Raw genomic sequence first — 26,349 nt, 5'->3', positions numbered from 1 at the left:
AGCCCGTCCGGCGCTTGAGGACGAGGCGCGGAGCGCCGAAAGAGCGGCTCAGCCGTCCGCGCCGGACCTCAGCTTCGGCAGGTCCGCCTTCACCGTGTTGACGGGAATCGCGAAGCCGAGCCCGACGCTTCCGGAGTCGCCGGAACTCGGCGCGTACATCGCGGAGTTGATCGCGACGACGTTCCCGTTCATGTCGATGAGGGCACCCCCGGAGTTCCCGGGGTTGAGCGAGGCGTCGGTCTGCAGCGCCTTGTACGTCGTCTTCGACGACCCCGTGTCGCCGTTGAACTCCTGGCCGCCGAACTCGAAGGGCCAGCCCCCGCCGGGCCCCTGCTGCTCCCGGCCGCCGCCCTTGCCGGGGTCCGCGGACACGGTCACGTCGCGGTCGAGCGCGGAGACGATGCCGCTGGTGACGGTCCCGGTCAGGCCCTCGGGCGAGCCGATGGCGACGACCTGGTCGCCGACCTGCACCTTGTCGGAGTCGCCGAGGCTCGCGGCCTTCAGGCCGGAGGCGCCCTCCAGCTTGATGAGCGCGAGGTCCTTCTTGCTGTCGGTGCCCACGGTCTTGGCCCGGTACGTCTTGCCGTCGCTGGTCCGCACGGTGATCGAGGTGGCGCCGGAGATGACGTGGTTGTTGGTGATGATCTCGCCGTCGGAGGTGATGATCACGCCGGAGCCGGTGGACTTGCCCGCGTTGCCGCTGGCGTTGATCTCGACGGTGCTGGGCGTCACGGCGGCGGCGACGCCGGAGACGGTGCCCTTGCTGCCCGCGGAGACGCTCGTGCCGTTGATGTTCCTCGCGCCGGTCCCGTCGTCGCCGCCGGTGAGGGTCTGGACGGCGTAGGCGGTGCCGCCGCCGACGGCCGCGGCGGCGAGGGCGACCGCGGCGAGCAGGGCGGCGGGCCCCTTGGCCCGGCGCCGGTGCGCGGCGGCGGGCACCCCGGCGGGCTCCGGCTCGTAGGCGGGCGGGGGCGGGTACGCGCCCTGCGTACCGCCGTGGGGCCCAGGGGAGGACTGCTGCGGGTGGTACTCGCCGCTGTGGCGGAAGCTCTCGGTCATGTACCTGAGCATCACGGCCGTAGATGAGAGCCCTCTGAGCACGCCCTGAGAAGCCCGGCAGAACCCCGTTTGCCCGAGATAAAGGCCTGGCGCCGGTGCGCCGTGGCTCACAGGTCGCGGTTGCGCTCGTCGCTGGCGAAGAAGAAGCCGAAGGCCGCGCTGGCGAGGGCCACCACGGGGGTGAAGACGAGGCTCATCTCGCGGTAGTTGTCGGCCTTGAAGTGCGTCCAGTGGCTGAAGACCAGGGCGAGGCTGGGCACTACCGCCAGGACGCAGACGAGCCAGAAGAGCCCCAGGGCGAGCACGCGCCGGGTCTCGTTCATGTGCCGCTGCTTGCTGATCTTGAGCCAGTGCTCGGTGTCGAGCCCGGCGGGGGAGGGCGGCAGGTCCTCGACGAGGGCGGGCGGCGCGGCCTCGGCGGCGCGTCCGGCGCCGGGGCCGGGGCCGCCGGGCTGGACGTGGTCGCGCAGGAAGCCGAGGTCGAGCCCGTCGGGGGAGGGCGGCTCGGTCTCGGTCAGGTCGTCACCGGGTCCGGTCGTCACGGCAGCCTCCCGCCTGGGGCGTGCGGGGGACCGACGCCGGTGGTGGCCCGGGGGTGCGCGGGCCCGGCTCCGGCGAGGCCTCCGGGGTGCGGGGGAGCGGCGGGCCCGGCCGCCACGTCGGTGCGTCCGTCAACGGTTGCTCGTCCTCCAGGGTCGGGGGCGGTGCCGCCGGGCACCGCCCGCCGTCTCGTTACTCGTGTACGGGGCACCCCTGCCCCCCGGCACCGCAGGGTTCCACCGGGAGGGGAGGGCCGATCCGGCAGATCTCGCCGTCCGGCAGGGGCGGTTCATCCTCGCGCAGGAGCACTTCTCCCGCGAGGCCGGGGTCTTCGTCGTCGGCCTCGATGAACTCCTCGAAGGGCGCGGGGAGTTCGGGCACCTCGGTGAGCTGCTGCTCGTTGTGCCATTCGCGGTAGGGCGTAAGGTGGCCCACCTTCGTCGCGCAGCAGAGCTGCACGGTCACGTGCCGGGCCTGCCTGCGCGCCCCGGGCGCAGGTGTCGGCTCATTCATCCCGTGGTGCCCCCTCCGGTGATCGCCCTGTGGGCGAGGGGGCCGGGCCACAGCTCAGGACCCCCAAGCTTCACCTGAGCGAGGCTACCACACCGCATGTGATCTTTCTCAACATTTGGCGCGCATGTGATGTGGATTTGATGCACACTAGGAGTGTACTGAAAGCGCATCGGGTACGGATTTGCTTGACACGATGTGTGCGGGAGGGCACCATGGATGGCACGCGTTCCGACGAGCACGGCTGGGAGGAGCAAGTCATGGGTCGTTTGACCGGTCGGTTACCGGCCTCGTGAGATCCGGCTCGTGCACCGGCGGATCCGCCGGTGTCGGCGCGCGCTGACCTGGGTTTCTGGCGCAGGGGGATGCGCCGGCGCGGACCCGTGAGGGGGAGCGCCCATATCTGCGGCACCGGGGTCGCCCCGGATGCTTGCGATCGCTCGGGGAGCATTCAGGGAAGGCCCTGGACGGAGCTGCCCGGCGTCCGTGTGTCCGGAGCTCCGTGACATCTGCCTACTGAGGTTCTGAGGGGAACTGGCATGCCTGCTGACAACACGACCGAGACGCCCACCACGGCGGCAGACACTCAAAGCACCCGCCTCAGCGTGAACATCAACGCGGAGACAGCGGCCAAGCTCCGCTGGTACAAGGAGCAGAAGGGCATCTCGATCACCGAGACCATCCGGCGAGCCGTGGCTCTCCTCGATCTCGTGGAGCGAGAGTCGGCAGGCGGCAATGAGGTCCTGCTCAAGTCCCGTGACGGCAAGTCGGTCCGCCAGCTCTGGCTGGTCTGACCCGCGATCCCGGCGCCCGCTCCCCTGACCGGCCACGCACCCGTGGCCGCGGCCGGGCTCCGGTCAGCCGTCGCAGCCGCAGGAGCGGCGCACCACCAGGCGCGACGGGAAGACCTTCAGCCGCTCCCGCCGCGACCCCGCGACCCGCAGCCCGTCGTCGAGGACCAGGTCGACGGCCGCGCGGGCCATCGCGGGACGGTCGGAGGCGACCGTCGTGAGGGGCGGATCGGTGAGCGCCGCCTCCTTCACGTCGTCGAATCCGGCGACGGCCAGCTCACCCGGCACGTCGATCCGCAGCTCGCGCGCGGCCCGCAGGACGCCGATGGCCTGGTCGTCGGTGGAGCAGAAGATCGCGGTGGGCCGGTCGGGACCGCTCAGGAAGCCGAGCGCCAGCTGATACGCGTCGTAGCGGTTGTACGGCGCTTCGAAGAGGCGGCCCTCGGTCGGCCGGCCCGCCTCGCGCATCGCCCGTCGCCAGCCCTCCACGTGGTCGGAGACCGGGTCGCCGACGGTGGGCGTCGCCGCCGTGCCGCCGACACACGCCACGTACTCGTGTCCGTGCTCCAGGAGGTGCCGGGTGGCGAGCTGGGCACCGCCCACGTCATCCGTGACCACGGCCACGTCGTCGATGGCCTCCGGCCGCTCGTGCAGCAGGACCACGCGCGCGTCCCACGCGTCGATCTCGGCCGCCGCCTGGTCCGTCAGACCGTGGCTGACCAGGATGAGACCGGAGACCCGCATGCCGAGGAAGGCCCGCAGATAGTGGGTCTCGCGCTCTTCCACGTAGTCGGAGTTGCCGACCAGGACCATCTTTCCGCGCTCGGACGCCGCCTGTTCCACCGCGTGCGTCATCTCCGCGAAGAACGGCTGGCGCGCGTCCGGCACGATCATGCCTATGAGGTCCGTGCGGCGGGACGCCATGGCCTGGGCGACCCGGTCCGGGCGGTAGCCCAGCTCCTTGATCGCGGCGAGGACACGCTCGCGCGTGGCCGGGGCGACCGGCCGGGGTCCGTTGTTGATGACGTAGCTCACGACCGCGGTCGAAGTACCCGCCAGTCGCGCCACATCGTCCCGCGTCACCTTGGCCACGCGCGCAGTCTACGCGGATGGAGTCAGCCCTGAGCAGGGCGTGCGGCCGCTTCCTCGGGCGCCCGGGACACCGCCGCGGACGGCTGCTGTGACGAAGCGGACGAAGGGGGCGTCCGCTTGCTTTCGGTCTTCTCGGCCTTCTCCACGCGCTCCGGCTTCTCCGGGACGACGAAGCGGTAGCCCACGTTGCGCACGGTGCCGATGAGCGACTCGTGCTCGACGCCGAGCTTCGCCCGCAGCCGTCGTACGTGCACGTCGACCGTGCGGGTGCCGCCGAAGTAGTCGTAGCCCCAGACCTCCTGGAGCAGCTGGGCGCGGGTGAAGACCCGGCCCGGGTGCTGCGCGAGGTACTTGATCAGCTCGAACTCCTTGAAGGTCAGGTCGAGGACCCGGCCCTTCAGCTTCGCGCTGTACGTCGCCTCGTCCACGGACAGGTCGCCGTTGCGGATCTCCATGGGGGAGTCGTCGGCGGTGATCTCCTTGCGGCCCATGGCCAGGCGCAGGCGCGCCTCGACCTCGGCGGGGCCCGCGGTGTCCAGGAGGACGTCGTCGATGCCCCAGTCCGCGGTGACGGCGGCGAGGCCGCCCTCCGTCACGACGAGGAGCAGCGGACAGCCGGGCCCGGTGGAGCGCAGGAGCTGGCAGAGGCTGCGGACCTGCGGCAGGTCACGGCGTCCGTCGACGAGGATGACGTCGGCGCCGGGGGTGTCCACGAGGGCCGGGCCCTCGGCGGGGGCCACCCGCACGTTGTGCAGGAGCAGGCCGAGGGCGGGGAGCACCTCCGTCGACGGCTGGAGGGCGTTGGTCAGGAGCAGCAGAGAACTCATCGCGCCGCCCCCTCCGCCTGGGGGGCCTGCCCGGCCGTCAGGCCGCCGTGCACGTTTCGCTCGCCCATTACGTCGGTTCCTCCTCGGGTCCCGTGCGAGGACGTGGGGGCACTGCTTCGTACGTTGCTACACCTCCCGCGCCCGGGGAGGCGTCCGTGCTCGCCGGTCTTGAGGCTACGTTTACCGACGGCGTTCCGCGCGGCCCATGTGACCGGCCCGGAAAGCACGAAAGGACCCGGGGGCTGCGTTGCCCGGATCCTCTGCGCAGCAGAATAGCCCACATGAGTTCCGGTCCGGCAGGTCAGACGGCGCGATCTTCTGTGCCCCCGATCACTCGCGTTCAGCGGAGCGCCACGCTGCGTACCACGCTCCGTACGGCGGACGGGGTACGTCTCGACGCCGCGTACGACCCGGGTCCCGGCCCGGTCGGCGGGCCCGCGATCGTGGTCGCGCACGGCTTCACGGGGGACCGGGAGCGGCCGCACGTGCGGCGGGCGGCGCGGGCGTTCGCGCAGCGTGCGGCCGTGGTCACGTTCTCGTTTCGGGGGCACGGAGCCTCCGCGGGACGGTCCACGGTGGGCGACCGCGAGGTGCTCGACGTGGCGGCGGCCGTCGCCTGGGCGCGCTCGCTCGGGCACGCGCGCGTGGTGACCGTCGGTTTCTCCATGGGCGGCTCCGTGGTCCTGCGCCACGCGGCGTTGCACGGGGGGCGCACGGAAGCGCGCGTTGACGCCGTCGTGGCGGTCAGTGCTCCGGCCCGCTGGTTCTACCGGGGTACGGCGCCCATGCGGCGGCTGCACTGGCTGGTCACCCGGCCCGCGGGCCGGGCCGTGGGCCGCCTCGGCCTGCGCACCCGCATCCATCCGCGCGAGTGGGACCCGGTGCCCCTGTCGCCGACGGAGGCCGTGCCGCTGCTCGCGCCGACCCCGCTCCTGATCGTCCACGGCGACCGGGACCCGTACTTCCCCGTCGACCATCCGCGGATGCTGGCCGCCGCCGCGTCCGGCGCGGCCGAGCTGTGGCTGGAGGCGGGCATGGGCCACGCCGAGCACGCGGCGGACGACGCGCTCCTGGGGCGGATCGCCGACTGGGCCACGGCATCATGGACGTCGGCAACCGCCGAGTGACGAGTGGCAGGAGGGGCACCATGGCAGCCGGAACGATCCGGTACTGGGCCGCGGCGAAGGCGGCCGCGGGCCTTGCCGAGGAGCCGTACGCGGAGGCCACGCTGGCCGACGCGCTGAGCGCGGCCCGCGCGCGACACCCCGGGGAACTGGAGCGCGTCCTGCTCCGCTGCTCGTTCCTCGTCGACGGCGACCCCGTGGGTACGCGTGCCCATGAGACGGTACGTCTGGCCGAGGGCGGCACGGTCGAGGTGCTCCCGCCGTTCGCAGGAGGATGACGTTGAGCGACCAGCCGCACCAGGGGTACGACCCGTACCAGGCGCAGCAGGGGCAGCAGGGGTATGACCCCTATGACCCGTATCAGCAGCAGTGGGGGTATCAGGACCCTTACGCCGGGCAGGCGGAGTACCAGGACCATACGCAGCAGTGGCAGGGGCAGACCTGGGAGACGCAGGTCCAGCCGTCGCCTCTGCCTGTCGCCGATGTGACCGAGACCGCGTACCTGCCTTCGCAGTCCGCTGACCAGTGGGCCCCGGCTCCCGAGGCCGCCTATGCCCAGGCCCAGTACCCGGACCAGGGCGCCGCAGCTGTGCCCGCCCGTTCCGCCCCCTGGGCGGACCAGCCGCCCACAGGGGGAGGCGGGTACGAGCCGCCCGCAGAAGAGACCCCCGAGCCCGAGCCCTCCTATGGGCCCGCCACCACCACCGGGAACGCTCGGGTCACCGATGCTCAGCGGGCTCGGGCCGAAGGGCGGTCGCCGATCATCGAGCCGGGGATGCAGCCCGCCGCGCTCACGGCGGTGCTCGGGCTGCTCCTTGCCGGGGGCGCCGCGATGGGGCAGTACGCGCTGCTCGTACCGCTGGTGATCCTCCAGGCCGTGACCGCCGCCGGATGGTTCCGGCTGAACGGCATGTGGCCCGCCCGGCAGGGCATCGCGCTGGCGTTCCTCGGCGGGCTCGTCGCCGACGCCGCGCTGCTTGCCACCGGCGAGGGCAACGCCCCGGCGGCGATCCTCGGCACCCTCGGCGTCTGGGTGCTGCTCGTCCTCGTGCTCCAGCTGCGCAGCCACGCCGGTGCCGACGAGCGGATGTACGGCCTGATGGCGACCGTCGCCTCCAGCGCGCTCACGATCATCGCGGCCGGGCACCTGGCCGCCGTGCACGAGGCGGCGACCGTCGGCGGCATCGCGGTCGCGGCGGCCGTGCTCGCCCGCGCGCTGCCGCTGCCCACCCCGGCGTCCGTGGTCGTGGCGCTGCTCGCGGCCGCCGGTGCGGGCATCGCGGTCGGCGGGCCCACGGACTTCGGCTCCAAGGGCGCGCTGCTCGGCCTCGCCGCCGGGGTCTGCGCGCTCGTGGGGCACCGGGTCGCCAGCTACGACTACCCGTCGCGGTTCGTCCACTTCACTGCCGGGGTCGCGCTGCCGCTGGCCGCCGCGGCGCCCGCGGTGTACCTCCTGGGGCGTGCCATCGGCTGAGCCTCGCGTCACAGCTGTTCGACAGGTCCCCGGCCGGGCGCTCCCGCCGGGGACCTGTCCTTTAGGCTCGCGGCAACTGACTCTGAGGCGGGGGAACGGGAATCCAGGCATGAGCAAGCGCGCGATACGCATACTCCTGATCGTCGTCGTGGTCCTCGGCGGCCTGTTCGTCGCGGCCGACCGCTTCGCGGTCTCGTACGCGGAGAGCGAGGCGGCCGACAAGATCAAGACCCAGGAGGGGCTGAGCAGCACCCCTGACGTGTCGATCAAGGGCTTCCCGTTCCTGACCCAGTTCATCGGCGGCAAACTCGACGACGTCGAGATCACGATGAAGGACTACGACGCCAAGTCCGACGGCGACACCATCCGCGTCGCCGACCTCAGCGCCACCATGCACGGCGTCGACTTCTCCAGCGACTACAGCTCCGCCACCGCCGACCGGGCCGCGGGGGTCGCCCGGATCGACTACGACGAGCTCCTCAAGGCCGCCAAGGCCGAGCCGGTCGAGCTGCCGCTCGGCGCGAAGGGCGAGGTCGTCGGCCTCTCCGACGGCGGCGACGGCAAGATCAAGGTCTCGGTCGAGGTCAGCAAGGGCGGCACGAAGCTGCCCGAGCCCGTGGACGTGCTCAGCACGGTCAGCGTCGAGGGCGACACCATCCGCGTGCACGCCGACAAGATCCCGGACAAGCTGAACGTGCTCGGCGTCAGCGTGCCGCTGCCCGAGGGCCTGGTCCGCGACGTCACCGACTTCCAGGAGAAGGTCTCGGACCTGCCGGGCGGCATCCAGCTCGACACGGTGCAGGCCGCACCGGACGGGGTTGACGTGGCGGTCAAGGGCGAGAACGTGGACCTGGTGTCCTGACTGAACCGCGTCCTCCGGATTCCTCCGGCGCGCCGGTTTTGGCATCCGCGCTGTCCGTAGTACGAGACGAAGGTGTCCGCCCCTCAGATGCCGGGCGGGCACCCCTCCGGTGGGAACGGGTCGGCACGCCCCCGCCGACGGCCGGAAAGCGGCACTCCGATCACATGCTGGACTAAATCGTCTCACCATCCGACATTGCGGTGACACGGCCCTGTGGGCGTCCCTACGATCGGACCCATGCACCGACAGGCGGATCTCACGAAGCGGCGGGCAGTGGACCTGTGCCGCGTCGCCGCCATGCTCTGTCGCGCTCTCTGAGCGGGATGCCCGACTCCCGTATCCCCCGGCCCGTTGACCGCCGTCAGGGCCATCACGTGCGGCGCGCCCGTGCCTCCCCGCATGCGCGTCCCCGCACCCCACCGTTCAGCTTCGCCGCACCTGCTCCGGAGGAGAAACGCATGAGCCGCAGCGACGTCCTGGTAGACGCCGACTGGGTCGAGGCCCACCTCGACGACCCGAAGGTCGTCCTCGTAGAGGTGGACGAGGACACCTCGGCGTACGACAAGAACCACATCAGGAACGCGATCCGGATCGACTGGACCAAGGACCTCCAGGACCCGGTCCGCCGCGACTTCATCGACCAGGAGGGCTTCGAGAAGCTCCTCTCCGCCAAGGGCATCGCGAACGACTCCACCGTCGTGCTCTACGGCGGCAACAACAACTGGTTCGCGTCCTACGCCTTCTGGTACTTCAAGCTCTACGGCCACCAGGACGTGCGCCTCCTCGACGGCGGCCGCAAGAAGTGGGAGCTGGACTCCCGCGACCTGGTCGACGGCTCCCAGGTGCCGCAGCGCGCCGAGACGTCGTACAAGGCCAAGCCCCAGGACACGTCCATCCGCGCCTTCCGCGACGACGTCGTCGCCGCGATCGGCTCGCAGAACCTGGTCGACGTGCGCTCGCCCGACGAGTTCTCCGGCAAGCTGCTCGCCCCGGCCCACCTGCCCCAGGAGCAGTCGCAGCGCCCCGGCCACGTGCCCAGCGCCCGCAACATCCCGTGGTCGAAGAACGCCAACGACGACGGCACCTTCAAGTCGGACGACGAGCTGCGCGCCCTCTACGCCGCCGAGCAGGTCGACCTCGGCACGGACACCATCGCCTACTGCCGCATCGGTGAGCGCTCGGCCCTGACCTGGTTCGTGCTGCACGAGCTGCTCGGCGTCGAGAACGTCAAGAACTACGACGGCTCCTGGACCGAGTACGGCTCCCTCGTCGGCGTGCCGATCGAGCTCGGCGCCAACAAGTAGTCCGCCGCCCCTTCCCCTTCATTCCTATTCAGTCCTAGGAGTACGTCATGTGTGGAGCCAAGGCCGGCGGCCCCGACGCCTCGACGGCGAAGACCGGTGAGACCACCATCCAGGGCCAGGTGACCCGCGACGGCGAGCCGGTGACCGGCTACGTCCGGCTGCTCGACTCGACCGGCGAGTTCACCGCCGAGGTGCCGACCTCGGCGACCGGTCAGTTCCGCTTCTACGCCGCCGAGGGCACGTGGACCGTGCGGGCCCTCGTGCCGGGGGGCAGTGCCGACCGCACCGTGGTCGCGCAGAAGGGCGGGCTCGCTGAGGTGGCCATCGCCGTCTGAGCGCGTTTCTGGCCGGGGGCCGCATCCTGGGGTTGGACGCCAAGGGGTGCGGCCCTCAGCCGTGCGGGGGTTCATCGGCGCTTCGCGCCTCGTCCTCAAACGCCGGACGGGCTGAAAGGTGGCCGATCACCCGGCACGTACCCCCGCTAGGGGCGGCGACGTCTGCCGTCGAGTTCGTCCCACCACTCGTCGGACTTGGGGTCGCCGGACGGGTCGTCCCACCAGCGGTCCTCGGGGCCCCGGCGGTTCGCCACCATGGCCGCGAGCGGGGGGATCACCATCGCCACCACGCACATGCCGACCGCGACCGGGACCGACCAGAGCCGCACGACGCCCCAGGCCAGGACGAACAGGGCGAGGCACGTGCCCATCATGGCGAAGTACACATGACGCCGTCGCGCGTACATACGTCCAGCGTACGGCGGACCTCGCCGAGAAGCGGCCGCGCGTCCCCACTACAGTGGAGCCTGGCTCTGTTACCGCTCACCACAGCTCACCGAGGAGCACCCCGTGCTTGAGGCCTTCTTCTCCGCACTCCTTGTCCTGGTCTGCGTCGGCGTTCTCGCCTTCACCGGTCTGGCAGTGAAGAAGCTGTACCAGGGCCAGCGCTGACCCCCACCGGGACCCCCACGAGAGACTCCTGAGCAACCCATGATCCAGATTCCGTCCGACCTGCACCCCGACCTCGTCCCCCTCGTCTGGCTCCTCGGCACCTGGGAAGGCGCGGGCGTCACCGACTTCCCCGGCTCCGCCAAGGCGAACTTCGGCCAGGAGGTCACCTTCACGCACGACGGGCGGGACTTCCTCGAGTACCACTCGCACACGTGGGTGCTCGACGCCGAGGGCAAGAAGACCGAGCCCCTGGAGTCCGAGTCCGGCTTCTGGCGCGTCGACAAGGACCGCAAGGTCGAGGTCGTCATGGTCCGCCAGGACGGCGTCGTCGAGGTCTGGTACGGCGAGCTCGCCGACCAGAAGCCGCAGATCGACCTGGCCACCGACGCCGTCGCCCGCACCGCGGCCTCCGGCCCGTACAGCGGCGGCAAGCGCCTGTACGGCTATGTGAACAGCGACCTGATGTGGGTCGGCGAGAAGCAGACGCCCGAGGTGCCGCTGCGCCCCTACATGTCGGCCCAGCTCAAGAAGGTCGTCTCCCCCGAAGAGGTCGCCGAGATGGCCCGCAACCTGGGAGACCTGCCCGACGACGGCATCGCCTTCTTCAAGTAGTCCCTACACTCGGGGGTGTGGTGACCACGGACCCGGACGCGACGACGGACTGGAAGAGTGACCTGCGGCAGCGCGGATACCGCCTCACGCCGCAGCGCCAGCTCGTCCTGGAAGCCGTCGACGCCCTTGAGCACGCGACCCCCGACGACATCCTCTGCGAGGTCCGCAGGACGGCGTCGGGGATCAACATCTCCACCGTCTACCGCACCCTGGAGCTCCTGGAGGAGCTCGGGCTCGTCTCCCACGCCCACCTCGGGCACGGCGCGCCCACCTACCACCTCGCGGACCGCCACGACCACATCCACCTGGTGTGCCGGGACTGCACGACGGTCATCGAGGCCGACCTCGACGTCGCCGCGGACTTCACCGAGAAGCTCCGCGCGACGTTCGGCTTCGACACGGACCTGAAGCACTTCGCGATCTTCGGCCGGTGCGGTACGTGCGCGACGGACGGCCCCGCCGCCGAGGACGCCGTCGCGGCCACGGCGAAGACCGGTGGCGAGGGCCCGGGGGAGAAATAAACACGGGGCTCCGCGAGTCGTAGTCTTTGTGAACATGAAGAGCCCCCTGCTGTCCCTGCCCGGCGCCGTCCCCGCCGAGGGCGTGGACGAAGGCGTCGCCGCCCACTACGGCGACCTGTTCCGCGAGCAGCGCGCCCTCGCCGACGGCACCGGATTCGTCGACCTCTCGCACCGCGGCGTGGTCACCGTGACCGGCGCCGACCGGCTGAGCTGGCTGCACCTGCTGCTCACCCAGCACGTCAGCGACCTCCCGGCGGGCCAGGCCACCGAGGCGCTGATCCTCTCCGCCAACGGGCACATCGAGCACGCCCTCTACCTCGTCGACGACGGCGAGACGATGTGGGCGCACGTCGAGCCCGGCACCCAGGACGCGCTCATCGCGTACCTGGAGAGCATGAAGTTCTTCTACCGCGTCGAAGTCGCCGACCGCACCGAGGACTTCGCCGTCGTGCACCTGCCCGCCGGGTCGATCGCCGCCCTGCCCGACGGCGTCGCCGTCCGCGAGACCGCGCACGGCCGCGACGCCTTCCTGCCGCGCGCCGACCTGCCCGCCTTCGCCGAGGCGCACGGCCCCGCCGCCGGGCTCCTCGCCCACGAGGCGCTGCGCGTCGAGCACCACCTGCCCCGGCTCGCCTTCGAGACCGACCACCGCACCATCCCGCACGAGCTGGGCTGGATCGGCACCGCCGTGCACCTCCAGAAGGGCTGCTACCGCGGCCAGGAGACCGTCGCCCGCGTGCAGAACCTGGGCAAGCCGCCGCGCCGCCTGGTCTTCCTGCACCTGGACGGCAGCGAGGTGCACCTGCCGGCGCACGGCACGCCCCTCCACCTCGCCGCGGACGGGCCCGACGGCCGCAAGCTCGGGTTCATCACCACGTCCGTACGCCACCACGAGCTGGGCCCGATCGCCCTGGCCCTGGTGAAGCGGAACGTGCCCGTGGACGCGGAGCTGATGGCGGGCACGACCGCCGCGGCCCAGGAAACCGTGGTCGAGCCGTAGGCCCCTCGCGGGAGCGGGGCGCGGGAGCGGGGCGTCACACCTCCAGCAGTACCGTGAACGGCCCGTCGTTCGTCAGGCCCACGCGCATCGCGGCGCCGAAGCGCCCCGTGGCGACGGTCGCGCCAAGGGTCCGGAGCTGGGCGACGACCTCGTCGACCAGGGGCTCGGCCACGTCCCCGGGCGCGGCCGCGTTCCACGTGGGCCTGCGGCCCTTGCGCGCGTCGCCGTACAGGGTGAACTGGCTGATCACCAGGAGCGGCGCGTCGACGTCCGAGCAGGACTTCTCGTCGTGCAGCATCCGTACGGACCACAGCTTGCGGGCCAGCCGCGCGGCCTTCTCCTTGGTGTCGTCGTGCGTGACCCCGACGAGCACGCACAGGCCCTCGCCCGTGATCTCGCCGACCGTCTCGCCGTCCACGACGACGCTCGCGCCGTCCACCCTCTGCACCACCGCACGCATGCCGCCATCATGCCCTGCCCGTGCGCGCCGTCCGCGCGCCGGTCCGGAACCCCCCATCCGGGGCCGATTGGGGGCACTCGGTCACAGAGTGGCCACGCGGGGTGGCACCATGCTCACACGCGGTGTACCGCGCCGGCTGAGGGGACGGTAGAGCCACATGAGCACACCCAGTACGCCAAGGGCACCCAGGGCGAGGCAGGCCAGCGCCACGGGCGGGGGCTTCGGCGGCGCACCCGTGCCGCGCCCGCCCGTGCAGCGCACCGACAGCCCCGTCCTGCCCGAGGCGCCCGCCCACGACCTGGCCGCGCTGCGCCTGCCGGAGCTGCGCGAGCTGCGCCGGGCCGCACAGCAGGACGAGGCCGATCTGAGCTACGTACGACGGCTGCTCCAGGGGCGCATCGACATCCTGCGCGCCGAGACCGCGCGCCGTGCGCGGACGCGAGCGGGAGCGACCCAGGACGGTGTCCCGGGCGCTCCGGGCGTTCCGGACGGCGATGGGACGGCGGCCCTCGTCGTGGACCGGCTCCCGGAGATCCTCACGGACGGCCCGGCCCGCCGCCGCGCCTCGGCCCGGCACGTGACGCTCGGGACGCCGCACAGCGAGGAGTACCGGCGGCTCGCCGCCGACATGCTCGCCGAGGTCGCGCTCTCCGACCTCGCCGCCCGCACGGACGACGAGCTGCACACCGCCATGGGCCGTCTCGTACGGTACGAGCAGCAGGTGTCCCGGCGGCGCCAGGAGATGCAGCGGACCACGGACGATTGCAGTGCGGAGATCACGCGCAGGTACCGTGAAGGCGAAGCACAAGTAGACGACCTGCTCGCATGACCCCCTCGGCCCCGGCGGCCCGGAGCGACCGGCGATCCCCCTGATCCCGGCCGTGTCCGCGGCCCCGGCCGGGCGCGGGCGGTCCGTCGCACCACCCGCACCACGGAGCCGAAGATGACGCCGACGTCCGCCGCCACCCCCGTCATACCGCCGGTCCTCGCCGAAGTCGTACGTTCCGGCTTCGTCGAGGGCCGCCATCGGGGCAGCCTCGTGCTGCTCGGGGCGGACGGCGAGGTCGAGCTGGCGCTCGGGGACGTCGCGGCGCCCGTGTTCCCGCGCTCCACGAACAAGCCGATGCAGGCCGCGGCGGTGCTGCGGGCCGGGCTCGACCTGGCGGGGGAGCGGCTCGCGCTCGCGGCCGCCAGCCACTCCGGCGAAACGTTCCATCGGGACCTGGTGCGGAAGATGCTCGCCGAGCACGGGCTGACCGCCGCCGCGCTGCGGTGCCCGCCCGACCTGCCGCTCGACCCCGTCGAGGCCGAGACGTACCTGGCGGCGGGGGCCGTGCGGGACCGGGTCACCATGAACTGCTCCGGCAAGCACACGGCGATGCTCGCGGTGTGCGACCTGAACGGCTGGGACCGGGAGACCTATCTGGACCCCGCGCATCCGCTCCAGCGCCTCACGCACGACGTGATCGAGGAGGCGGCGGGGGAGCGAGTCGCGGCCGTCGGCACGGACGGGTGCGGGGCGCCGCTGATGGCGATCTCCCTGACGGGGCTCGCCCGCGCCTACCGGCACTTCGTGCTTGCCGCGCCCGGTACGGCCGAGCGGCGCGTGGCCGACGCGATGCGGGCGCACCCGGAGTACGTGGCCGGGACGCGGCGGCCGGACACGTGGCTCATGCGGGAGGTGCCCGGGACGCTGTCCAAGATGGGGGCCGAGGCGGTGCAGGCCGTGGCCCTCGCGGATGGGCGGGCGCTGGCCTTCAAGATCGACGACGGCGGTACGAGGGTGTTGGGGCCGGTCCTGGCTCGCGCGCTCGGCCGCGCGGGGCTCGACTCTCCGGTCCTGGCCCGCTTGGCGGAGGCGCCCCTGCACGGCGGCGGCGTGCCCGTGGGCGAGATCAGGGCGGTCTTCTAGAAGCCTCGGCCTGGCCGGTGCCTGCCTTGGCCGGGGCTGGGCCTGGCTGGGGTCCTGGCCCGCCCGTGCCGGGGCTGGGGCCTGGTGTGACGGTTGCGCGGCACCTTGCCCGGGGCCGGGGCCTGGTTCAACGGTTGCGCGGCACCTTCCTGGGCCGGGGCCGGGTTCAACGGTTGCGCGGCACCTCGGCGCTGTGCCCACCCGTCCCGCCCCGCGGGACGATTGCCCACAGCGGGGGCGGAGGCGGGGGCACCCCTCCCCGCGTGGCGTCCCCCGCCGGGCGGCCCCACCCACCCGCCCCCACCGGCTACGGCACCACGCGCAGCGCCCCGCGTCGGGGTCCGGCTGGCGAAGCCATGGTGTGACGGGTGGGCGGGCGGGGGAAACGGAGCCGCAGCGCCCCGCGTCGGGGTCCGGCCCCGCAAGGCCGGGGAGAAACGGGTGGGTGGGTGGGGGAGGAACCGCCGCGGTAGCGGCGGGGGACCCGGCAAGGCTGGGGAGCGACGGGCAGGCAGGGGTGGAGGGGCGTCAGGCCCCGTGGGGGTCGGGTTGCCGTGGGGGCGGCGGGCCCCATGTGCCGCCGCCCCCACGGCCAGGGGCACCCCCGCCCCGCTCAACGGCTGACCGAACTCCCGGCTCCCCTCCGGATGAGAGCCCGGTCAGCCCGACCTGGGAGCGGAGCTGGCAGCCAACCCTTCCACGGTTCCGACCATGTTCGCCCGAGTTGGCCACCAACTCCACTGGGCTTATCTCCGCCCTGGCGCGTCTTATAACCACCCACCGTACAACTCCCCAAAGATGGCGGGAAGTTGTACGGTTTGGTTGTGAGCACGGACCAAGCCTCCGTCAACGGTCGGAAAAGGCCGGGCATGCCGCCGCACCGCTCGCACCGCGACGTGGCGGACGAGCTGCGGTCCCGGATCAGATCGGGCCTGCTGCGGCCGGGGCAGCGCATGCCCACGCAGGCGGAGCTCGCGTCCGAGTTCGGGGTGGAGCGCGGTGCGGTGCGCCAGGCCCTGCGCATCCTGCAGGGCGAACAGCTGCTGGCCAACGTGTCCAAGGGCAGCCCCGCCACGGTCGCGACCCCGGCCGCGCCGAGCCCCGACGCGGTGCGCCCGCAGCCCACGATGGTCGGGCTCGCGCCGCGCATAGCCGCCGCGTTCCAGGCGCCGCACGTGGAGATCGACGCGCTGTGCCTGACGTCCATCTCGCTGACGATGGCGATCGGCGAGCCGCTCCGGCAGATCCACGCCGGACGGCTGAAACCGGCCAAGATCGACGTCCGCGTCCTGCTACCGAGCCGCGACATCGACCTCGCCTTCCCGGCCCCGGTGGGGGGCGGGGACTCGGACGGCCCCGTGCACCGCCGCTGGCTCGACCAGCGCAACGCGCAGGGGCAGGTCCTGCGCCACAACCTGCTCACCCTGCGCGGCACGCACGGCATCGACGTACGAGTGGAGTTCCGGGCGCTGCCGTTCACCCCTCCGGTGAAGCTCTATCTGCTCAACGGCTCCGAGGCGCTGTTCGCGTACTACACCCTCACCAAGCGCGGTGAGGAGATCGGCCAGGAGTATCTGGAGATGTGGGACGCGCAGGGCACGCGGTCGATGCTCTTCCCCTTCCTCCAGGGGGACGGCCTGCGGGACACCACCTTCGTGGAACAGTCCCACCTGTGGTTCAACGCCCTGTGGAACACGATCAGCAGGGACCTGAGGCTGAACCCGGGTCCCTAGCCCCGCCTACAGGGCGGGCCCCGTCACCAGCAGAGCGAGGACGAGCGCGCCCAGGGAGCTGCACGTGGTGTTCCTCGCCTTGACGCCCACGGTCAGCAGGAGCAGCCCGACGATGCCGAGGGTTCCGTACTTCCACTGCACCAGCTGCTCGACGACGACGGCGAACACGGCTGCGAGGAGAGCTATGGCGGGCATGGTGGTTCCCCCTTCTGCCATCTTGGAAGAGTTGGCAACCAACTCATTGAAGTTGTCCCCACTTGGCAGGTGTTCATAAACAACTCTGTGCCCAACTCCCCAAAGATGGTGGGTAGTTGTATCGTCTGGTCGTGACCAAGGAGAACGGTGCCGTGACCGGCAGGAGCAAGCCCTCGCCCCAGGACATCGCCGACGCCCTGCGTGACCGCATCCGCACCGGCACCCTCAAACCCGGCGACCGCCTGCCCACCCAGGCCCGCCTCGCCGAGGAGTTCGGCGTGGAGCGCGGCACCGTACGCCAGGCCCTGCACGGCCTGCACCGCGACGGTCTGATCAACCACGTCACCAAGGGCAGCCCGCCCCGGGTCGCGGCCCCGGCCGAGCCGACCGCCTCCGCGACGCCGGAGCCGCAGCCGTCCATGGTCGGGCTCGCCCCGCGCCTGGTGGAGGCGTTCACACAGCCGCACGTGCGTGTGGACGCGGTCTCGTTCACGGCGGAGACCCTGATGAACGCCCTCACCGAGCCGATCCGGCAGATCCACGCGGGCCTGTTGCGCCCTCAATCCATCGACGTGCGCATCCTGCTGCCGAGCAGCGACATCGAACTGGCCTTCCCGGTTCCGGTGCAGGCGGAGCGCGAGAGCCGCGAGCGGCTGCACCAGCGCTGGCTCGCGCAGCGCAACGCCCAAGGGCAGGTCCTGCGCCACAACCTGCTCACGCTGCGCAACGAGCCGCATGGCATCGACGTCCGCGTCGCCTTCCGGGCCCTGCCGTTCACCTCGCCGGTCAAGCTCTACGTACTCAACGGGCACGAGGCGCTCCTCGCCTACTACACGCTGGAGCGCGAGCGGGTGGAGCTGGACGTGGACGGGGGCGAGACGGTGGAGATGTGGGACGCGGGCGGCCTCAAGACGCCGCTGTTCTCCTTCACCGACGGCGCCAATCCGCGCGACTCCGGCTTCGTGGGGGAATCTCAGAAGTGGTTCGACGCACTCTGGGAAACGATCACGTCGGACCTAACACTCTCTTAGGTGACTTCTGAAGCGACTGATCCGACCGAGGGCCTGCGGAAGCTGATCGAGCTCGCCCGTTACGTGCTCTTCGACTTCGACGGCCCCATCTGCCGCCTGTTCGCCCGGCATTCGGCGGTGGGGGTGGCCCGCGAGCAGGTCCGCTGGCTGGAGGGGCGGGGGCTGCACGGCCTGCTCACCAACGGGGTGCGCGACGACCCCGACCCGCAGGTCGTGCTGCGCGCCGTCGACCGCCGCAGGCCCGGCAGCGACCTCGTTGTCGAGCTGGAGGAGCGGCTCACGCACGAGGAGCTGACGGCGGTCGGCTCGGCCTGGCCGACGCCGTACGCCGACGCGCTGATCCGCACCTGGTCGGCCGTCGGCGTCCGGCTCGCCATCACCACGAACAACTCGCCCCGGGCCGCGATCCGTTACCTCGGCGGGCGCGGCCTGCTCGACTGCTTCGCGCCGCACATATACGGCCGCACCCAGGACCTGCGGCTGCTCAAACCGGACCCGCACTGCGTGCGGCGGGCCCTGGGCGCGATGGGCGCCGACCCGGCGGGCACGCTCATGATCGGCGACACCCCGTCGGACTTCCTCGCCGCCAGGGCCGCGGGCGTGCACTTCCTGGGGTACGCGCGCGACGCCCGCAAGGAGGGGCTCCTGCGCGAGGCCGGTGCCGACCGGGTCGTGACCTCGCTGGAGCCGGTGCTTTCCGTGGTGCGGTCCCTCGGGGCGGCCGGGTGACCAACCGCTCAGCGCCAAAACGTTTCAACTTGGGGGAGTTGAGGCGTCGGAGGCCGAGACTCAGGGGGTACTTTTGCTCCGCTCCTCTCATTCGTCTCCAACGGATCGGTTTCCCCGTCGGGCAGAACCGGTTCACCAGGCTGGGAGAAACGTGCCATGCCCTCTGAGTCGACCTCCCCGGCCCGGGCCCGCGCTGCCCGCGCGAGCGGCGGCATGGCCGCGCTCGAAGGGCCGCTCAGGGGCTACCACCACGAGACGTACGTCTTCCCGCTGCCGGACGAGTCCGGGGTGACCTGGCGCTGGAAGTGCCGGGAGCCGCGCCCGGGCCTCCTGTGGTTCGACCGCCGCTGCTTCTGGTCGGAGGAGGAGCTGCTCGTCGCGCTCGCCGGGCGCGTCACGCGCGTTCCGGAGGTCATCCAGAAGGACGAGTTCCGCCTCCAGCGATTCATCGAGGGGCGCACGCTGGGCTCCTGCGCGCGCTCGGAGGCCGAGTCCGGCGCGGAGTACCAGCCAGGACCCGGCGCCGGGCGCGGCGCCGACATCCCGGCCGGGGTGATCGACCAGATCGTCGCCCTGTTCGGCGAGCTGGCGGGCGTGGGTCCTGACGACGTGGCGGCCGAGCGGCGCTGCGCCGCCGCGGACCGGCCGCGGGACGGGGACACCAACGGCTTCATCGAGCGCCTCGTCTTCTTCGCCGAGGAGTACGTCTACCTGAGGAACGAGGACCGGTTCGGCCCGCTCTTCAAGGAGTTCGGGATCGGCAGGGACTCCTTCGCCGTGCTGCGCGAGCGGGTGTCGGGGCTGACGCGCCGCCCTTTCTGCCTGCTCCACGGCGACCTGCACCGGGAGAACTTCGTCCTGGACCGCTGCGGCCAGCTCTGGACGATCGACTGGGAACTCGCGATGGTCGGCGACCCCCTGTACGACCTGGCCACGCATCTGCACCTCATGCGGTACGCCCCGCACCAGGAGTGGCACGTCGTCCGGCGCTGGTGCGAGGCGGTGTCGGCGGCCAGGGCCGGGAGTCGAGCCGGGTGGTGGCGGGACCTGCCGCGGCTGCTCGACTTCAAGCGGGCCCAGTCCGTCTTCACCGACGTCATCCGGGCCGCCCTGATGCTGGAGGGGCCGGAGCGGGCGGAGGGCGCCCTGGAGCGGGCGGCCGGGCGGGTGCACTCCGCGCTCGGCGCCGCCCGGCACGCCCTGGACCTCAAGTCCGTCCCGTCGTACGCCGACACGATGGACGCCCTCGAACGCTGGTCCTGGTCCGAGGAGGAGCGCGGGCCGCGGTAGACCCGGGGGCCGCGGTGTCTTCCTGGGCTTCCCCGGGGCGGGCATCATGTCGCTGGCCGCCGGTCCGGGCGGTGACCCTCCTGGGTGGGGTGGGAGACGCGCTGTGCGGCGAGGGACGTGACGTGAAGGAATCACTGCGGCCGGCGGGGCGGCGGTACGCGTCGACGGCGGCCGCGTCCGTGCTGGAGCACCGCATCGGCGCGGCCCTCGGCCAGGATCCCCGTATCGACGCCGTCGCGTTCACCGGCGAGGACGTGGTGCGGGCGCTGACGGGCTGTCTGGGTGGGCCCGGCCCGTCGGCGCGGCCGCACGTCACGCTGCGGGTCATCGTGCCGGACTTCACCCGGCCGGTGGCCGTGCCGGGCGCGGCCGGGGACGAGGCGGCCGCGCGGCGGGAGCTGCTGCGGCGGGTGCGCGGGCACGCCCAGGACGTCGCGGCGCTGCGGCGGTCCCTCGCGCGGGGCGAACGGGCCCGCCTCGACGGGGAGTTCCGTGCCCTGCACCTCTCGCCGTTCCCCGGCTTCTGCCTGATCGGGCGGGAGCAGCTCTTCGACGGGAGCGGCGGCCTCACGCGCTGGCACGCCGACGAGGGCGTCGCCGCCCGCGAGCGGATCCGGCACCGGGGGCTGCTCTTCGACGCCCTGTGGCGCGTGGCGGGCCCGCTGCCCGGCTAGTGCTCAGGCGTAGTGCGGCAGTCCCGCGCGGAGTTGGCCGAAGGCCGTGGCGGCCTCTCCGCGTGCTTCGGGAAGGAGCGCGGCCGCGCTCCTTCCCGCCGAGATCCTGCGCCAGTTCTCCAGCGCGAGCACCCGCTGCACGGCCAGGATCTGCGCCGCGGCCAGGCGCGCTTCGAGGGAGGCTTCGGCGGCCGGGGCGGCGAGGGCGTGGGCGAGGGCGCGTTCGGCCCGGTCCTGGTAGGCGTACAGGCGGCCCGTCAGCGCCGGGGTGCCGTAGAGCAGCCGGTGGAAGGCGAGCACGTCGGGGTGGTCACAGAGGCCGGTGACCGGGTCGTGGCGGTCGAGCCCGGCGTGGAAGTGGTCGCGCAGCGCCGTGAGCGGAGAGCGGTCGCCGCGGGTCGCGACCACGCGGGCCGCCTCGTCCTCGTGATCGGCGAACCGGTGCAGGACCAGGTCCTCCTTGGCCGGGAAGTACCGGAACAGCGTGGGCTTGGAGACCTCCGCGGCGGCCGCCACCTCCGCGACCGACACCTTGTCGAAGCCGCGCTCGAGGAAGAGCGCGACCGCCGTGTCGGAGATCGTCTGCTGCGTGCGCCGCTTCTTGAGCTGCCGCAGGCCGACGGGGGCCGGGTCGGCGTGCGGGGGCGTGTCCGTCGTACCGGTCATGGCTCCAGCGTAGCCCAAAGTGAGCCTCAGTAAAAAATGTAACCGAGTAACGACTTTTGCTACGCTCGTCGGCATGACACCACTCGACGAAGAGCTCGCATGGGAGCGCGACTATCACGACACCTGCCGCGCCGCCCTCGCCGCGATGGTGGACGGGGCCCAGGAACAGGTGATCAGCGGCGAGAACGCCTCCGCGTCCGGCGCCGACGCCGAAGTGCTCGGCTACCAGCTGCGCAGCAAGGCCAAGGAGATGCGCGAACTCCCGCAAGGCCCCCTGTACTTCGGGCGGCTCGACTTCGACCCCGAGGCGGCGGACGCGGGCGACCACCGCGGCCAGCGCTACCACATCGGACGGCTGCGCATCACCGAGGACCCGGCCGCGCCGCCCCTGGTCGTCGACTGGCGGGCGCCCGTGTCGCGCGCCTTCTACCAGGCGGGCGCCCGCGACCCGCAGGGCGTCGCCGTCCGCCGCCGCTTCGGCTGGGCACCCGGCAGCAAGGGGGAATCCGCCGACCTCACCGGCCTCGAGGACGAACATCTGACGTCCGGCGAGACGGCCGCGCCGAGCCGCATCCTCGCCGGGGAGATCGAGCGGCCCCGCGTCGGCCCCATGCGCGACATCGCCGCCACCATCCAGCCCGAGCAGGACGACCTCGTCCGAGCCGCGCTCACCGCCTCCGTGTGCGTCCAGGGCGCCCCCGGCACCGGCAAGACCGCCGTCGGCCTGCACCGCGCGGCCTACCTCCTCTACACCCACCCGCAGCGCGTCCGCCGCTCCGGCCTGCTCATCCTCGGCCCCAACCGCACCTTCCTGCGGTACATCGCCGAGGTCCTGCCCTCCCTCGGCGAGACCGGGGTGCGCCAGTCCACCGTCCAGGACGAGATCGCCCGGCAGCCCGTCACGGCGTACGACGACGAGCGGGCCGCGGCCGTCAAGCACGACGCCCGGATGGCGGAGGTCCTGCGCCGCGCCCTCTACGCGCGCGTGACGCCCGTCGCCGCCGACCTCGCCCTGCCGGACGGCTCGTACCGCTGGCGGATCCCCGCCGCCGACCTGGAGCGGATCGTCGCGGACGTCCGCGCGGAGGAACCGCCCTACGACACCGGCCGCGAGCGCGTCCGCAGCCGCGCCGTCCGCCACATCCAGGACCAGGCCGAGCGCCGCGCGGGCCCGATGAACAACACCTGGGTGCAGAAGGTCTCCCGGGCACGGCCCGTCTCCGCCTTCGTCGACGCGGCCTGGCCGAAGGCCCGCCCCGAGGAGGTCCTCTGCGAACTCCTGGGGGACGCTGGCGCGTTGGCCCGAGCCTCCGACGGCCTCCTCACGCCCGAGGAGCAGCGGGCGATCGTGTGGGCCAGGCCGCCACGCTCGTACCGGTCGGCGCGGTGGTCGGCCGCCGACCTCGTCCTCCTCGACGAGCTCGCGGGCCTCGTGGAACGGCCCGAGGGCTACGGCCACATCGTGGTCGACGAGGCGCAGGACCTCTCGCCGATGGAGTGCCGCGCCATCGCGCGCCGCGTCGGCTTCGGCTCCGTCACCGTCCTCGGCGACCTCGCGCAGGGCACCACGCCGTGGGCCGCCCGCGCCTGGCCCGAGCTCCTCGCCCACCTCGGCAAGCCGGACACCCAGGTCACCCCGCTCACCACCGGCTTCCGTGTCCCGCGGGCCATCGTCGCGCTCGCCAACGACCTGCTCGCCGGGCTCGACGTCGACGTGCCGCCCGCGCGCTCCCTGCGCCGCGACGGCGACCTGGCGGTCCGCCGGGTGCCGGACGTGCTGACCGGCGCCGTCGCGGCGGTCCGCGGCGCGCTCGCCCGCGAGGGCTCCATCGGTGTCATCGCGGCCGACGCCGCCACGGACGCGCTGCGCGCCGCGCTCACCGCCGCGGGCATCGGGGCGGCGGGCCCGGACGAGCTGGGCGCGCGCGTCACGGTCGTTCCCGCGTCGGTGGCCAAGGGCCTGGAGTACGACCACGTGGTGGCGGTCGAACCGGCCGCGATCGCGGAGGCGGAGAAGCGCGGACAGCACCGGCTGTACGTGGTCCTGACCCGGGCGGTGTCGAGCCTTGAGGTGGTGCACAGCAGGGAGTTGCCGTGGCGGGTGGCCTAGGAGGCCGGGGTGTCCCTTCCTAGTTCGCGACTAGATAGATGGTTCTATTTACTGCGGAAGTAGAAGTCGCCCTGCCCGCCTTCGGCCCCGCGGCCGGGTGAGAAGCGTCAACCGTGCGGGTTGGCTTCCCTGCCCTCTGTGCTGAGGAGTACCACCGTCGTCGTCGGTGTCACCGCGAGGGCCGTTCTGCGGGCGGTGTCCGTCAGGGCCGCTCGGGCGGCCGCGAGGGGGGCGGCGCCGCAGGGGCCGGAGGGGACGCCGAGGGCGGTCAGGTCGCGCAGGGCCGTCGCGGCGGCCGGGTCCGGTACGGCGGTGGCCGCGTCGAGGCCGTCGCGCAGGTACGGCCAGGCGAGGCTGGAGAGGGTGCCGCAGTTCAGGCCCGCCATGGCCGTCGTGCGGGTGGGCACGGTGACGGGCTCGCCGCGCGTGAGGCTCGCGAGGGCGGGTGCCGCGGCGGTCGGCTCGACGGCGAGCAGGGCGGGGGCGGCCCCGGGCCCGGAGGCGGGGCGGCCGCGGTAGTGCGTGACGGCGGCCTGCGCCAGGGAGCCCACGCCGACGGGCACCACGACCAGGCCGGGCGCCCCGGCCCCGGCCGCCGCGAGCTGCTCGTCGACCTCCGCGAACAGCGTGGCGTACCCCTCGACGATCAGCGCGGGCACCTCCTCGTAGCCGGGCCAGGCGGTGTCCTGGACGAGCACCGCGTGCGCGGTGGCGCGCGCCGCCGCGGCGGCCTCGCGGACCGCCCGGTCGTAGTCCCCGGCGACCCGCGTGACCCGCGCCCCCTCGCTCTCGATCGCGGCGGCCGCCCCGGGGTGCACCCCCTGCGACACGAAGACGTGGGCGCCGTTGCCGAGCCGCCGTGCCTCGCGGGCCACCGCCCGGCCGTGGTTGCCGTCGGTCGCGGTCACGAACTCCACGCGCTCCCCGGCCGGGCGGCCCGCGAGCAGCCGGTGCACGGCCCACGACGTGCCGAGCACCTTGAACGCGGGCAGCCCGAGCCGCGCCGACTCGTCCTTGACGAAGACCCGGCCCACACCCAACTCGGCGGCCAGGGAGGGGAGTTCCGTCAGGGGTGTGGGCGCGTACCCGGGCAGTGACGCGTGGAAGTCCCGGACGCCGGCCGGGGCGGGCGCGCAGGTCCAGGCGCGGGCGGCGGGGCGCGCGAACCACGGCGTCGTACGGGCGGAAGCGGAGGTCTCGGTCATGTGCCCCACCTTGCGGGCCGGTCGATCTTTCGGTCCAGCGGATCTTTCCGACCTATATTCGTCAGGAAGGCCGAATGTTCGGCACGAACTCGCTGGTCGAAGGGGGCCGCGTGTACGACCTCCGCCGCCTGCGGCTGCTGCGCGAGCTGAAGCACCGCGGCACGCTCGCCGCCGTCGCCGCCGCGCTCTCGTACAGCCCCTCCACCGTCTCGCAGCAACTCGCCCAGCTGGAGGCGGAGGCGGGCGTCCCGCTCCTCGAACCCGTGGGGCGGCGGGTGCGGCTCACCGCGCAGGCCGAGATCCTCGTCGCCCACACCGAGGCGCTCCTGGAACGCATGGAGCGCGCCGAGGCCGACATCGCCGCCTCGCTCACCGAACTCACCGGCACGCTGCGCGTCGCCGCCTTCCAGACCGCGGCCCTCGCGCTCGTCCCGGCCGCCCTCACCTCGTTGCGCGCCGCCCACCCCCGGCTGCGCGTGCACGTCACGCAGCTGGAGCCGGAGGCGGCCCTTCCGGCGCTGCTCGCCCGGGACTTCGACCTGGTCGTCGCGGAGGAGTACCCGGGCGGCGCGGGGCCGCGCTCCGAGGTGCTTGAGCGGCAGGAGCTGTGCCGGGACCCGCTGCGGCTCGCCGTGCCGGGGTCGGCCGGTGACCTGGACCCGCGGTCCCTGTCCGGTCACCCCTGGGTCATGGAGCCCGAGGGCACGGCCGCGCGGCGCTGGGCGACGGCGGTGTGCCGCGAGGCCGGGTTCGAGCCCGACGTGCGGTACGAGTCCGCCGACCTGCTGGTCCATCTGCGCCTCGCCGAGCGCGGCCACGCCGCCGCGTTCCTGCCGGACCTGGTGTGGGGCGCGGGACCCTTCTCGGCGGTGCCCGGCACGCCGACGGTCGTGCTGCGGGACCTGCCGCCCGGCCTGGGCGCGCGCCGGATCCTCACCGTCGTACGCCGCGGCGGTGGCGGCCGTCCGGCGGTGGCGGCCGCCCGGCAGGCGCTGCGCGCGGCGGCTCAGGCGGCGTCGAGGGCGTCGAGCGCCGCGAGCACGTCGGCGGGCTCGGCCCGCAGCGCGTAGTCGGTCGCGACGAACGCCCAGCGGACGACGCCCGCGGGGTCGATGACGTACGTGGCGGGCAGGGGCAGGGTGCGGCCGTGCCCGCCGTTGACGCGCTGGAGCTCGAAGCCGAGGCTGTCGTAGAGCGCGCCCAGCTCCTCGCCCAGGTCGAAGGCGATGCCGTAGCTCTTCGCGACGTCCGAGCCGAGGTCGCTGAGCACGTCGAAGGCGAGGCCCTGCTTCTCCGTCAGGGACAGCGACTCGTCGGGGACCTGCGGCGAGACGGCGACGAGCCGGGCCCCGCGGGCGGTGAGCGCGTCGTGGTGCTCCTGGAGGGCGCGCAGCGCCAGGTTGCAGAACGGGCACCAGGCGCCACGGTAGAAGGTGAGCACGACCGGGCCCTCGGCGAGCAGCCCGGTCAGCGAAACCTCCGCGCCCGTCGCCGACTTGAGGGTGAAGAGCGGGGCCCGTGCCCCGACGCCGACGGCTCGGTCCGTGATGCCGGACCCGGCGAGCGCCTCGGCGTTGCGGTCCATGGTCGCCATGGTGTCGGCGGACAGTTTGAGGTGGCGGTTGTCGTGGAGGAAGCGGAGTTCGTCGCGCAGGCTCATGCGGGGCCGTCCTTCTGGTGG

30 protein-coding genes and 1 pseudogene are annotated in these 26,349 nt (G+C 72.9%); 20 read left to right on the top strand and 11 right to left on the bottom strand.

The genetic code is table 11. From position 1 onward, the window contains the following. Positions 1-48: 48 nt before the first annotated feature. The 3 genes from ACIG3E_RS15185 to ACIG3E_RS15175 all read right to left on the bottom strand — a co-directional run bounded on the left by ACIG3E_RS15185 (position 49) and on the right by ACIG3E_RS15175 (position 2,112). Complete coding sequence (locus ACIG3E_RS15185) at positions 49-1,059, bottom strand: S1C family serine protease (RefSeq protein WP_399615716.1); 1,011 nt, start codon at positions 1,057-1,059, stop codon at positions 49-51. Between the two features lie 107 nt (positions 1,060-1,166). Continuing rightward, positions 1,167-1,601, bottom strand: coding sequence for a hypothetical protein (locus ACIG3E_RS15180; protein ID WP_399615714.1), 435 nt, complete (start codon positions 1,599-1,601; stop codon positions 1,167-1,169). Between the two features lie 190 nt (positions 1,602-1,791). Further along, on the bottom strand, positions 1,792-2,112 hold the full coding sequence (locus ACIG3E_RS15175; RefSeq protein ID WP_399615712.1) for a hypothetical protein: 321 nt from the start codon (positions 2,110-2,112) through the stop codon (positions 1,792-1,794). Positions 2,113-2,648: 536 nt separating this feature from the next. Between ACIG3E_RS15175 and ACIG3E_RS15170 the strand changes: the two genes are divergently transcribed. Further along, positions 2,649-2,903 (top strand): CopG family transcriptional regulator, encoded by a 255-nt coding sequence (locus tag ACIG3E_RS15170; protein ID WP_150511857.1) that lies wholly within the window; start codon positions 2,649-2,651, stop codon positions 2,901-2,903. 63 nt (positions 2,904-2,966) lie between these two features. Here ACIG3E_RS15170 and ACIG3E_RS15165 read toward each other — a convergent pair whose 3' ends face one another. Further along, a complete protein-coding gene (locus tag ACIG3E_RS15165) occupies positions 2,967-3,992 on the bottom strand; it encodes a LacI family DNA-binding transcriptional regulator (protein WP_399615709.1) in 1,026 nt (341 codons plus the stop codon). A gap of 127 nt (positions 3,993-4,119) precedes the next feature. Continuing rightward, positions 4,120-4,819: pseudogene (locus ACIG3E_RS15160) on the bottom strand (response regulator transcription factor); the annotation flags it as partial. Positions 4,820-5,100: 281 nt separating this feature from the next. On the opposite strand from ACIG3E_RS15160, the gene ACIG3E_RS15155 reads away from it, so the two are divergent. The 7 genes from ACIG3E_RS15155 to ACIG3E_RS15125 all read left to right on the top strand — a co-directional run bounded on the left by ACIG3E_RS15155 (position 5,101) and on the right by ACIG3E_RS15125 (position 9,918). Continuing rightward, on the top strand, positions 5,101-5,946 hold the full coding sequence (locus tag ACIG3E_RS15155; RefSeq protein ID WP_399615707.1) for an alpha/beta hydrolase: 846 nt from the start codon (positions 5,101-5,103) through the stop codon (positions 5,944-5,946). 20 nt (positions 5,947-5,966) lie between these two features. Continuing rightward, positions 5,967-6,221 carry a MoaD/ThiS family protein gene (locus ACIG3E_RS15150; RefSeq protein ID WP_399615705.1) on the top strand — a complete coding sequence of 85 codons (255 nt, stop codon included), beginning with the start codon at positions 5,967-5,969 and terminating at the stop codon, positions 6,219-6,221. After that, positions 6,218-7,417 carry a hypothetical protein gene (locus ACIG3E_RS15145; RefSeq protein ID WP_399615703.1) on the top strand — a complete coding sequence of 400 codons (1,200 nt, stop codon included), beginning with the start codon at positions 6,218-6,220 and terminating at the stop codon, positions 7,415-7,417. Before ACIG3E_RS15150 ends, ACIG3E_RS15145 begins: the two co-directional genes overlap by 4 nt. Before the next feature lie 109 nt (positions 7,418-7,526). Beyond that, entirely contained in the window at positions 7,527-8,279 is a 753-nt protein-coding gene (locus tag ACIG3E_RS15140; RefSeq protein ID WP_399615701.1) for a DUF2993 domain-containing protein, read from the top strand. Positions 8,280-8,516: 237 nt separating this feature from the next. Continuing rightward, complete coding sequence (locus tag ACIG3E_RS15135; protein WP_361843195.1) at positions 8,517-8,597, top strand: putative leader peptide; 81 nt, start codon at positions 8,517-8,519, stop codon at positions 8,595-8,597. A gap of 140 nt (positions 8,598-8,737) precedes the next feature. After that, entirely contained in the window at positions 8,738-9,583 is an 846-nt protein-coding gene (locus ACIG3E_RS15130; RefSeq protein ID WP_399615699.1) for a sulfurtransferase, read from the top strand. A 47-nt stretch (positions 9,584-9,630) separates the two neighbouring features. Continuing rightward, positions 9,631-9,918, top strand: a complete 288-nt coding sequence (locus tag ACIG3E_RS15125) for a DUF1416 domain-containing protein (protein ID WP_399615697.1) — start codon at positions 9,631-9,633, stop codon at positions 9,916-9,918. 146 nt (positions 9,919-10,064) lie between these two features. Here the strand turns inward: ACIG3E_RS15125 and ACIG3E_RS15120 are convergent, their stop codons facing one another. Beyond that, positions 10,065-10,325, bottom strand: a complete 261-nt coding sequence (locus ACIG3E_RS15120) for a DUF3099 domain-containing protein (RefSeq protein WP_399615695.1) — start codon at positions 10,323-10,325, stop codon at positions 10,065-10,067. Positions 10,326-10,569: 244 nt separating this feature from the next. Here ACIG3E_RS15120 and ACIG3E_RS15115 point away from each other — a divergent pair, with 244 nt between their 5' ends. Genes ACIG3E_RS15115 through ACIG3E_RS15105 form a run of 3 tightly spaced genes read left to right on the top strand, consistent with a single transcriptional unit; the run spans position 10,570 to position 12,663 of the window. Next, positions 10,570-11,142, top strand: coding sequence for an FABP family protein (locus ACIG3E_RS15115; protein WP_399615693.1), 573 nt, complete (start codon positions 10,570-10,572; stop codon positions 11,140-11,142). 17 nt (positions 11,143-11,159) lie between these two features. After that, positions 11,160-11,663, top strand: a complete 504-nt coding sequence (locus tag ACIG3E_RS15110; protein WP_399615691.1) for a Fur family transcriptional regulator — start codon at positions 11,160-11,162, stop codon at positions 11,661-11,663. Between the two features lie 34 nt (positions 11,664-11,697). Continuing rightward, complete coding sequence (locus tag ACIG3E_RS15105; RefSeq protein WP_399615689.1) at positions 11,698-12,663, top strand: YgfZ/GcvT domain-containing protein; 966 nt, start codon at positions 11,698-11,700, stop codon at positions 12,661-12,663. Between the two features lie 34 nt (positions 12,664-12,697). Here the strand turns inward: ACIG3E_RS15105 and dtd are convergent, their stop codons facing one another. After that, entirely contained in the window at positions 12,698-13,123 is a 426-nt protein-coding gene (gene dtd / locus ACIG3E_RS15100) for a D-aminoacyl-tRNA deacylase (RefSeq protein WP_399615686.1), read from the bottom strand. A gap of 157 nt (positions 13,124-13,280) precedes the next feature. Between dtd and ACIG3E_RS15095 the strand changes: the two genes are divergently transcribed. From ACIG3E_RS15095 to ACIG3E_RS15085, 3 genes are all read left to right on the top strand, one after another. Further along, entirely contained in the window at positions 13,281-13,952 is a 672-nt protein-coding gene (locus ACIG3E_RS15095; RefSeq protein WP_399615684.1) for an ABC transporter substrate-binding protein, read from the top strand. A gap of 114 nt (positions 13,953-14,066) precedes the next feature. Beyond that, the gene (locus ACIG3E_RS15090; protein WP_399615683.1) at positions 14,067-15,035 is read left to right on the top strand and encodes an asparaginase; all 969 of its coding nucleotides are present in this window, start codon (positions 14,067-14,069) and stop codon (positions 15,033-15,035) included. Between the two features lie 869 nt (positions 15,036-15,904). Then, a complete protein-coding gene (locus tag ACIG3E_RS15085) occupies positions 15,905-16,768 on the top strand; it encodes a winged helix-turn-helix domain-containing protein (RefSeq protein WP_399615838.1) in 864 nt (287 codons plus the stop codon). A 6-nt stretch (positions 16,769-16,774) separates the two neighbouring features. Here ACIG3E_RS15085 and ACIG3E_RS15080 read toward each other — a convergent pair whose 3' ends face one another. Then, the gene (locus ACIG3E_RS15080) at positions 16,775-16,963 is read right to left on the bottom strand and encodes a hypothetical protein (RefSeq protein WP_138960462.1); all 189 of its coding nucleotides are present in this window, start codon (positions 16,961-16,963) and stop codon (positions 16,775-16,777) included. A 125-nt stretch (positions 16,964-17,088) separates the two neighbouring features. On the opposite strand from ACIG3E_RS15080, the gene ACIG3E_RS15075 reads away from it, so the two are divergent. From ACIG3E_RS15075 to ACIG3E_RS15060, 4 genes are all read left to right on the top strand, one after another. Beyond that, positions 17,089-17,994, top strand: a complete 906-nt coding sequence (locus ACIG3E_RS15075) for a winged helix-turn-helix domain-containing protein (protein WP_399615836.1) — start codon at positions 17,089-17,091, stop codon at positions 17,992-17,994. Next, positions 17,995-18,723 carry an HAD family hydrolase gene (locus tag ACIG3E_RS15070; protein ID WP_399615680.1) on the top strand — a complete coding sequence of 243 codons (729 nt, stop codon included), beginning with the start codon at positions 17,995-17,997 and terminating at the stop codon, positions 18,721-18,723. Between the two features lie 156 nt (positions 18,724-18,879). Beyond that, entirely contained in the window at positions 18,880-20,013 is a 1,134-nt protein-coding gene (locus ACIG3E_RS15065) for a phosphotransferase (protein ID WP_399615678.1), read from the top strand. 122 nt (positions 20,014-20,135) lie between these two features. Continuing rightward, on the top strand, positions 20,136-20,687 hold the full coding sequence (locus ACIG3E_RS15060) for a hypothetical protein (RefSeq protein WP_399615676.1): 552 nt from the start codon (positions 20,136-20,138) through the stop codon (positions 20,685-20,687). Positions 20,688-20,690: 3 nt separating this feature from the next. Here the strand turns inward: ACIG3E_RS15060 and ACIG3E_RS15055 are convergent, their stop codons facing one another. Further along, positions 20,691-21,353 (bottom strand): TetR/AcrR family transcriptional regulator, encoded by a 663-nt coding sequence (locus tag ACIG3E_RS15055; RefSeq protein ID WP_399615674.1) that lies wholly within the window; start codon positions 21,351-21,353, stop codon positions 20,691-20,693. Between the two features lie 73 nt (positions 21,354-21,426). On the opposite strand from ACIG3E_RS15055, the gene ACIG3E_RS15050 reads away from it, so the two are divergent. Next, entirely contained in the window at positions 21,427-23,463 is a 2,037-nt protein-coding gene (locus tag ACIG3E_RS15050; protein ID WP_399615672.1) for a HelD family protein, read from the top strand. Between the two features lie 107 nt (positions 23,464-23,570). On the opposite strand, the gene ACIG3E_RS15045 is transcribed toward ACIG3E_RS15050, so the two are convergent. Next, entirely contained in the window at positions 23,571-24,668 is a 1,098-nt protein-coding gene (locus tag ACIG3E_RS15045; RefSeq protein ID WP_399615670.1) for a pyridoxal-phosphate dependent enzyme, read from the bottom strand. A gap of 110 nt (positions 24,669-24,778) precedes the next feature. Here ACIG3E_RS15045 and ACIG3E_RS15040 point away from each other — a divergent pair, with 110 nt between their 5' ends. Beyond that, the gene (locus ACIG3E_RS15040; protein ID WP_399615834.1) at positions 24,779-25,738 is read left to right on the top strand and encodes a LysR family transcriptional regulator; all 960 of its coding nucleotides are present in this window, start codon (positions 24,779-24,781) and stop codon (positions 25,736-25,738) included. Here the strand turns inward: ACIG3E_RS15040 and ACIG3E_RS15035 are convergent. Continuing rightward, positions 25,675-26,328, bottom strand: coding sequence for a peroxiredoxin-like family protein (locus ACIG3E_RS15035; RefSeq protein ID WP_399615668.1), 654 nt, complete (start codon positions 26,326-26,328; stop codon positions 25,675-25,677). The two genes, ACIG3E_RS15040 and ACIG3E_RS15035, sit on opposite strands and share 64 nt — an antisense overlap. Positions 26,329-26,349: the final 21 nt, after the last annotated feature.

Source organism: Streptomyces sp. NPDC053474 (genome assembly GCF_044544845.1).
Taxonomy (GTDB): Bacteria; Actinomycetota; Actinomycetes; order Streptomycetales; family Streptomycetaceae; genus Streptomyces.
Note: the sequence above shows the minus strand (reverse complement) of the source record. Positions and strands in the feature narration are given on the sequence as shown.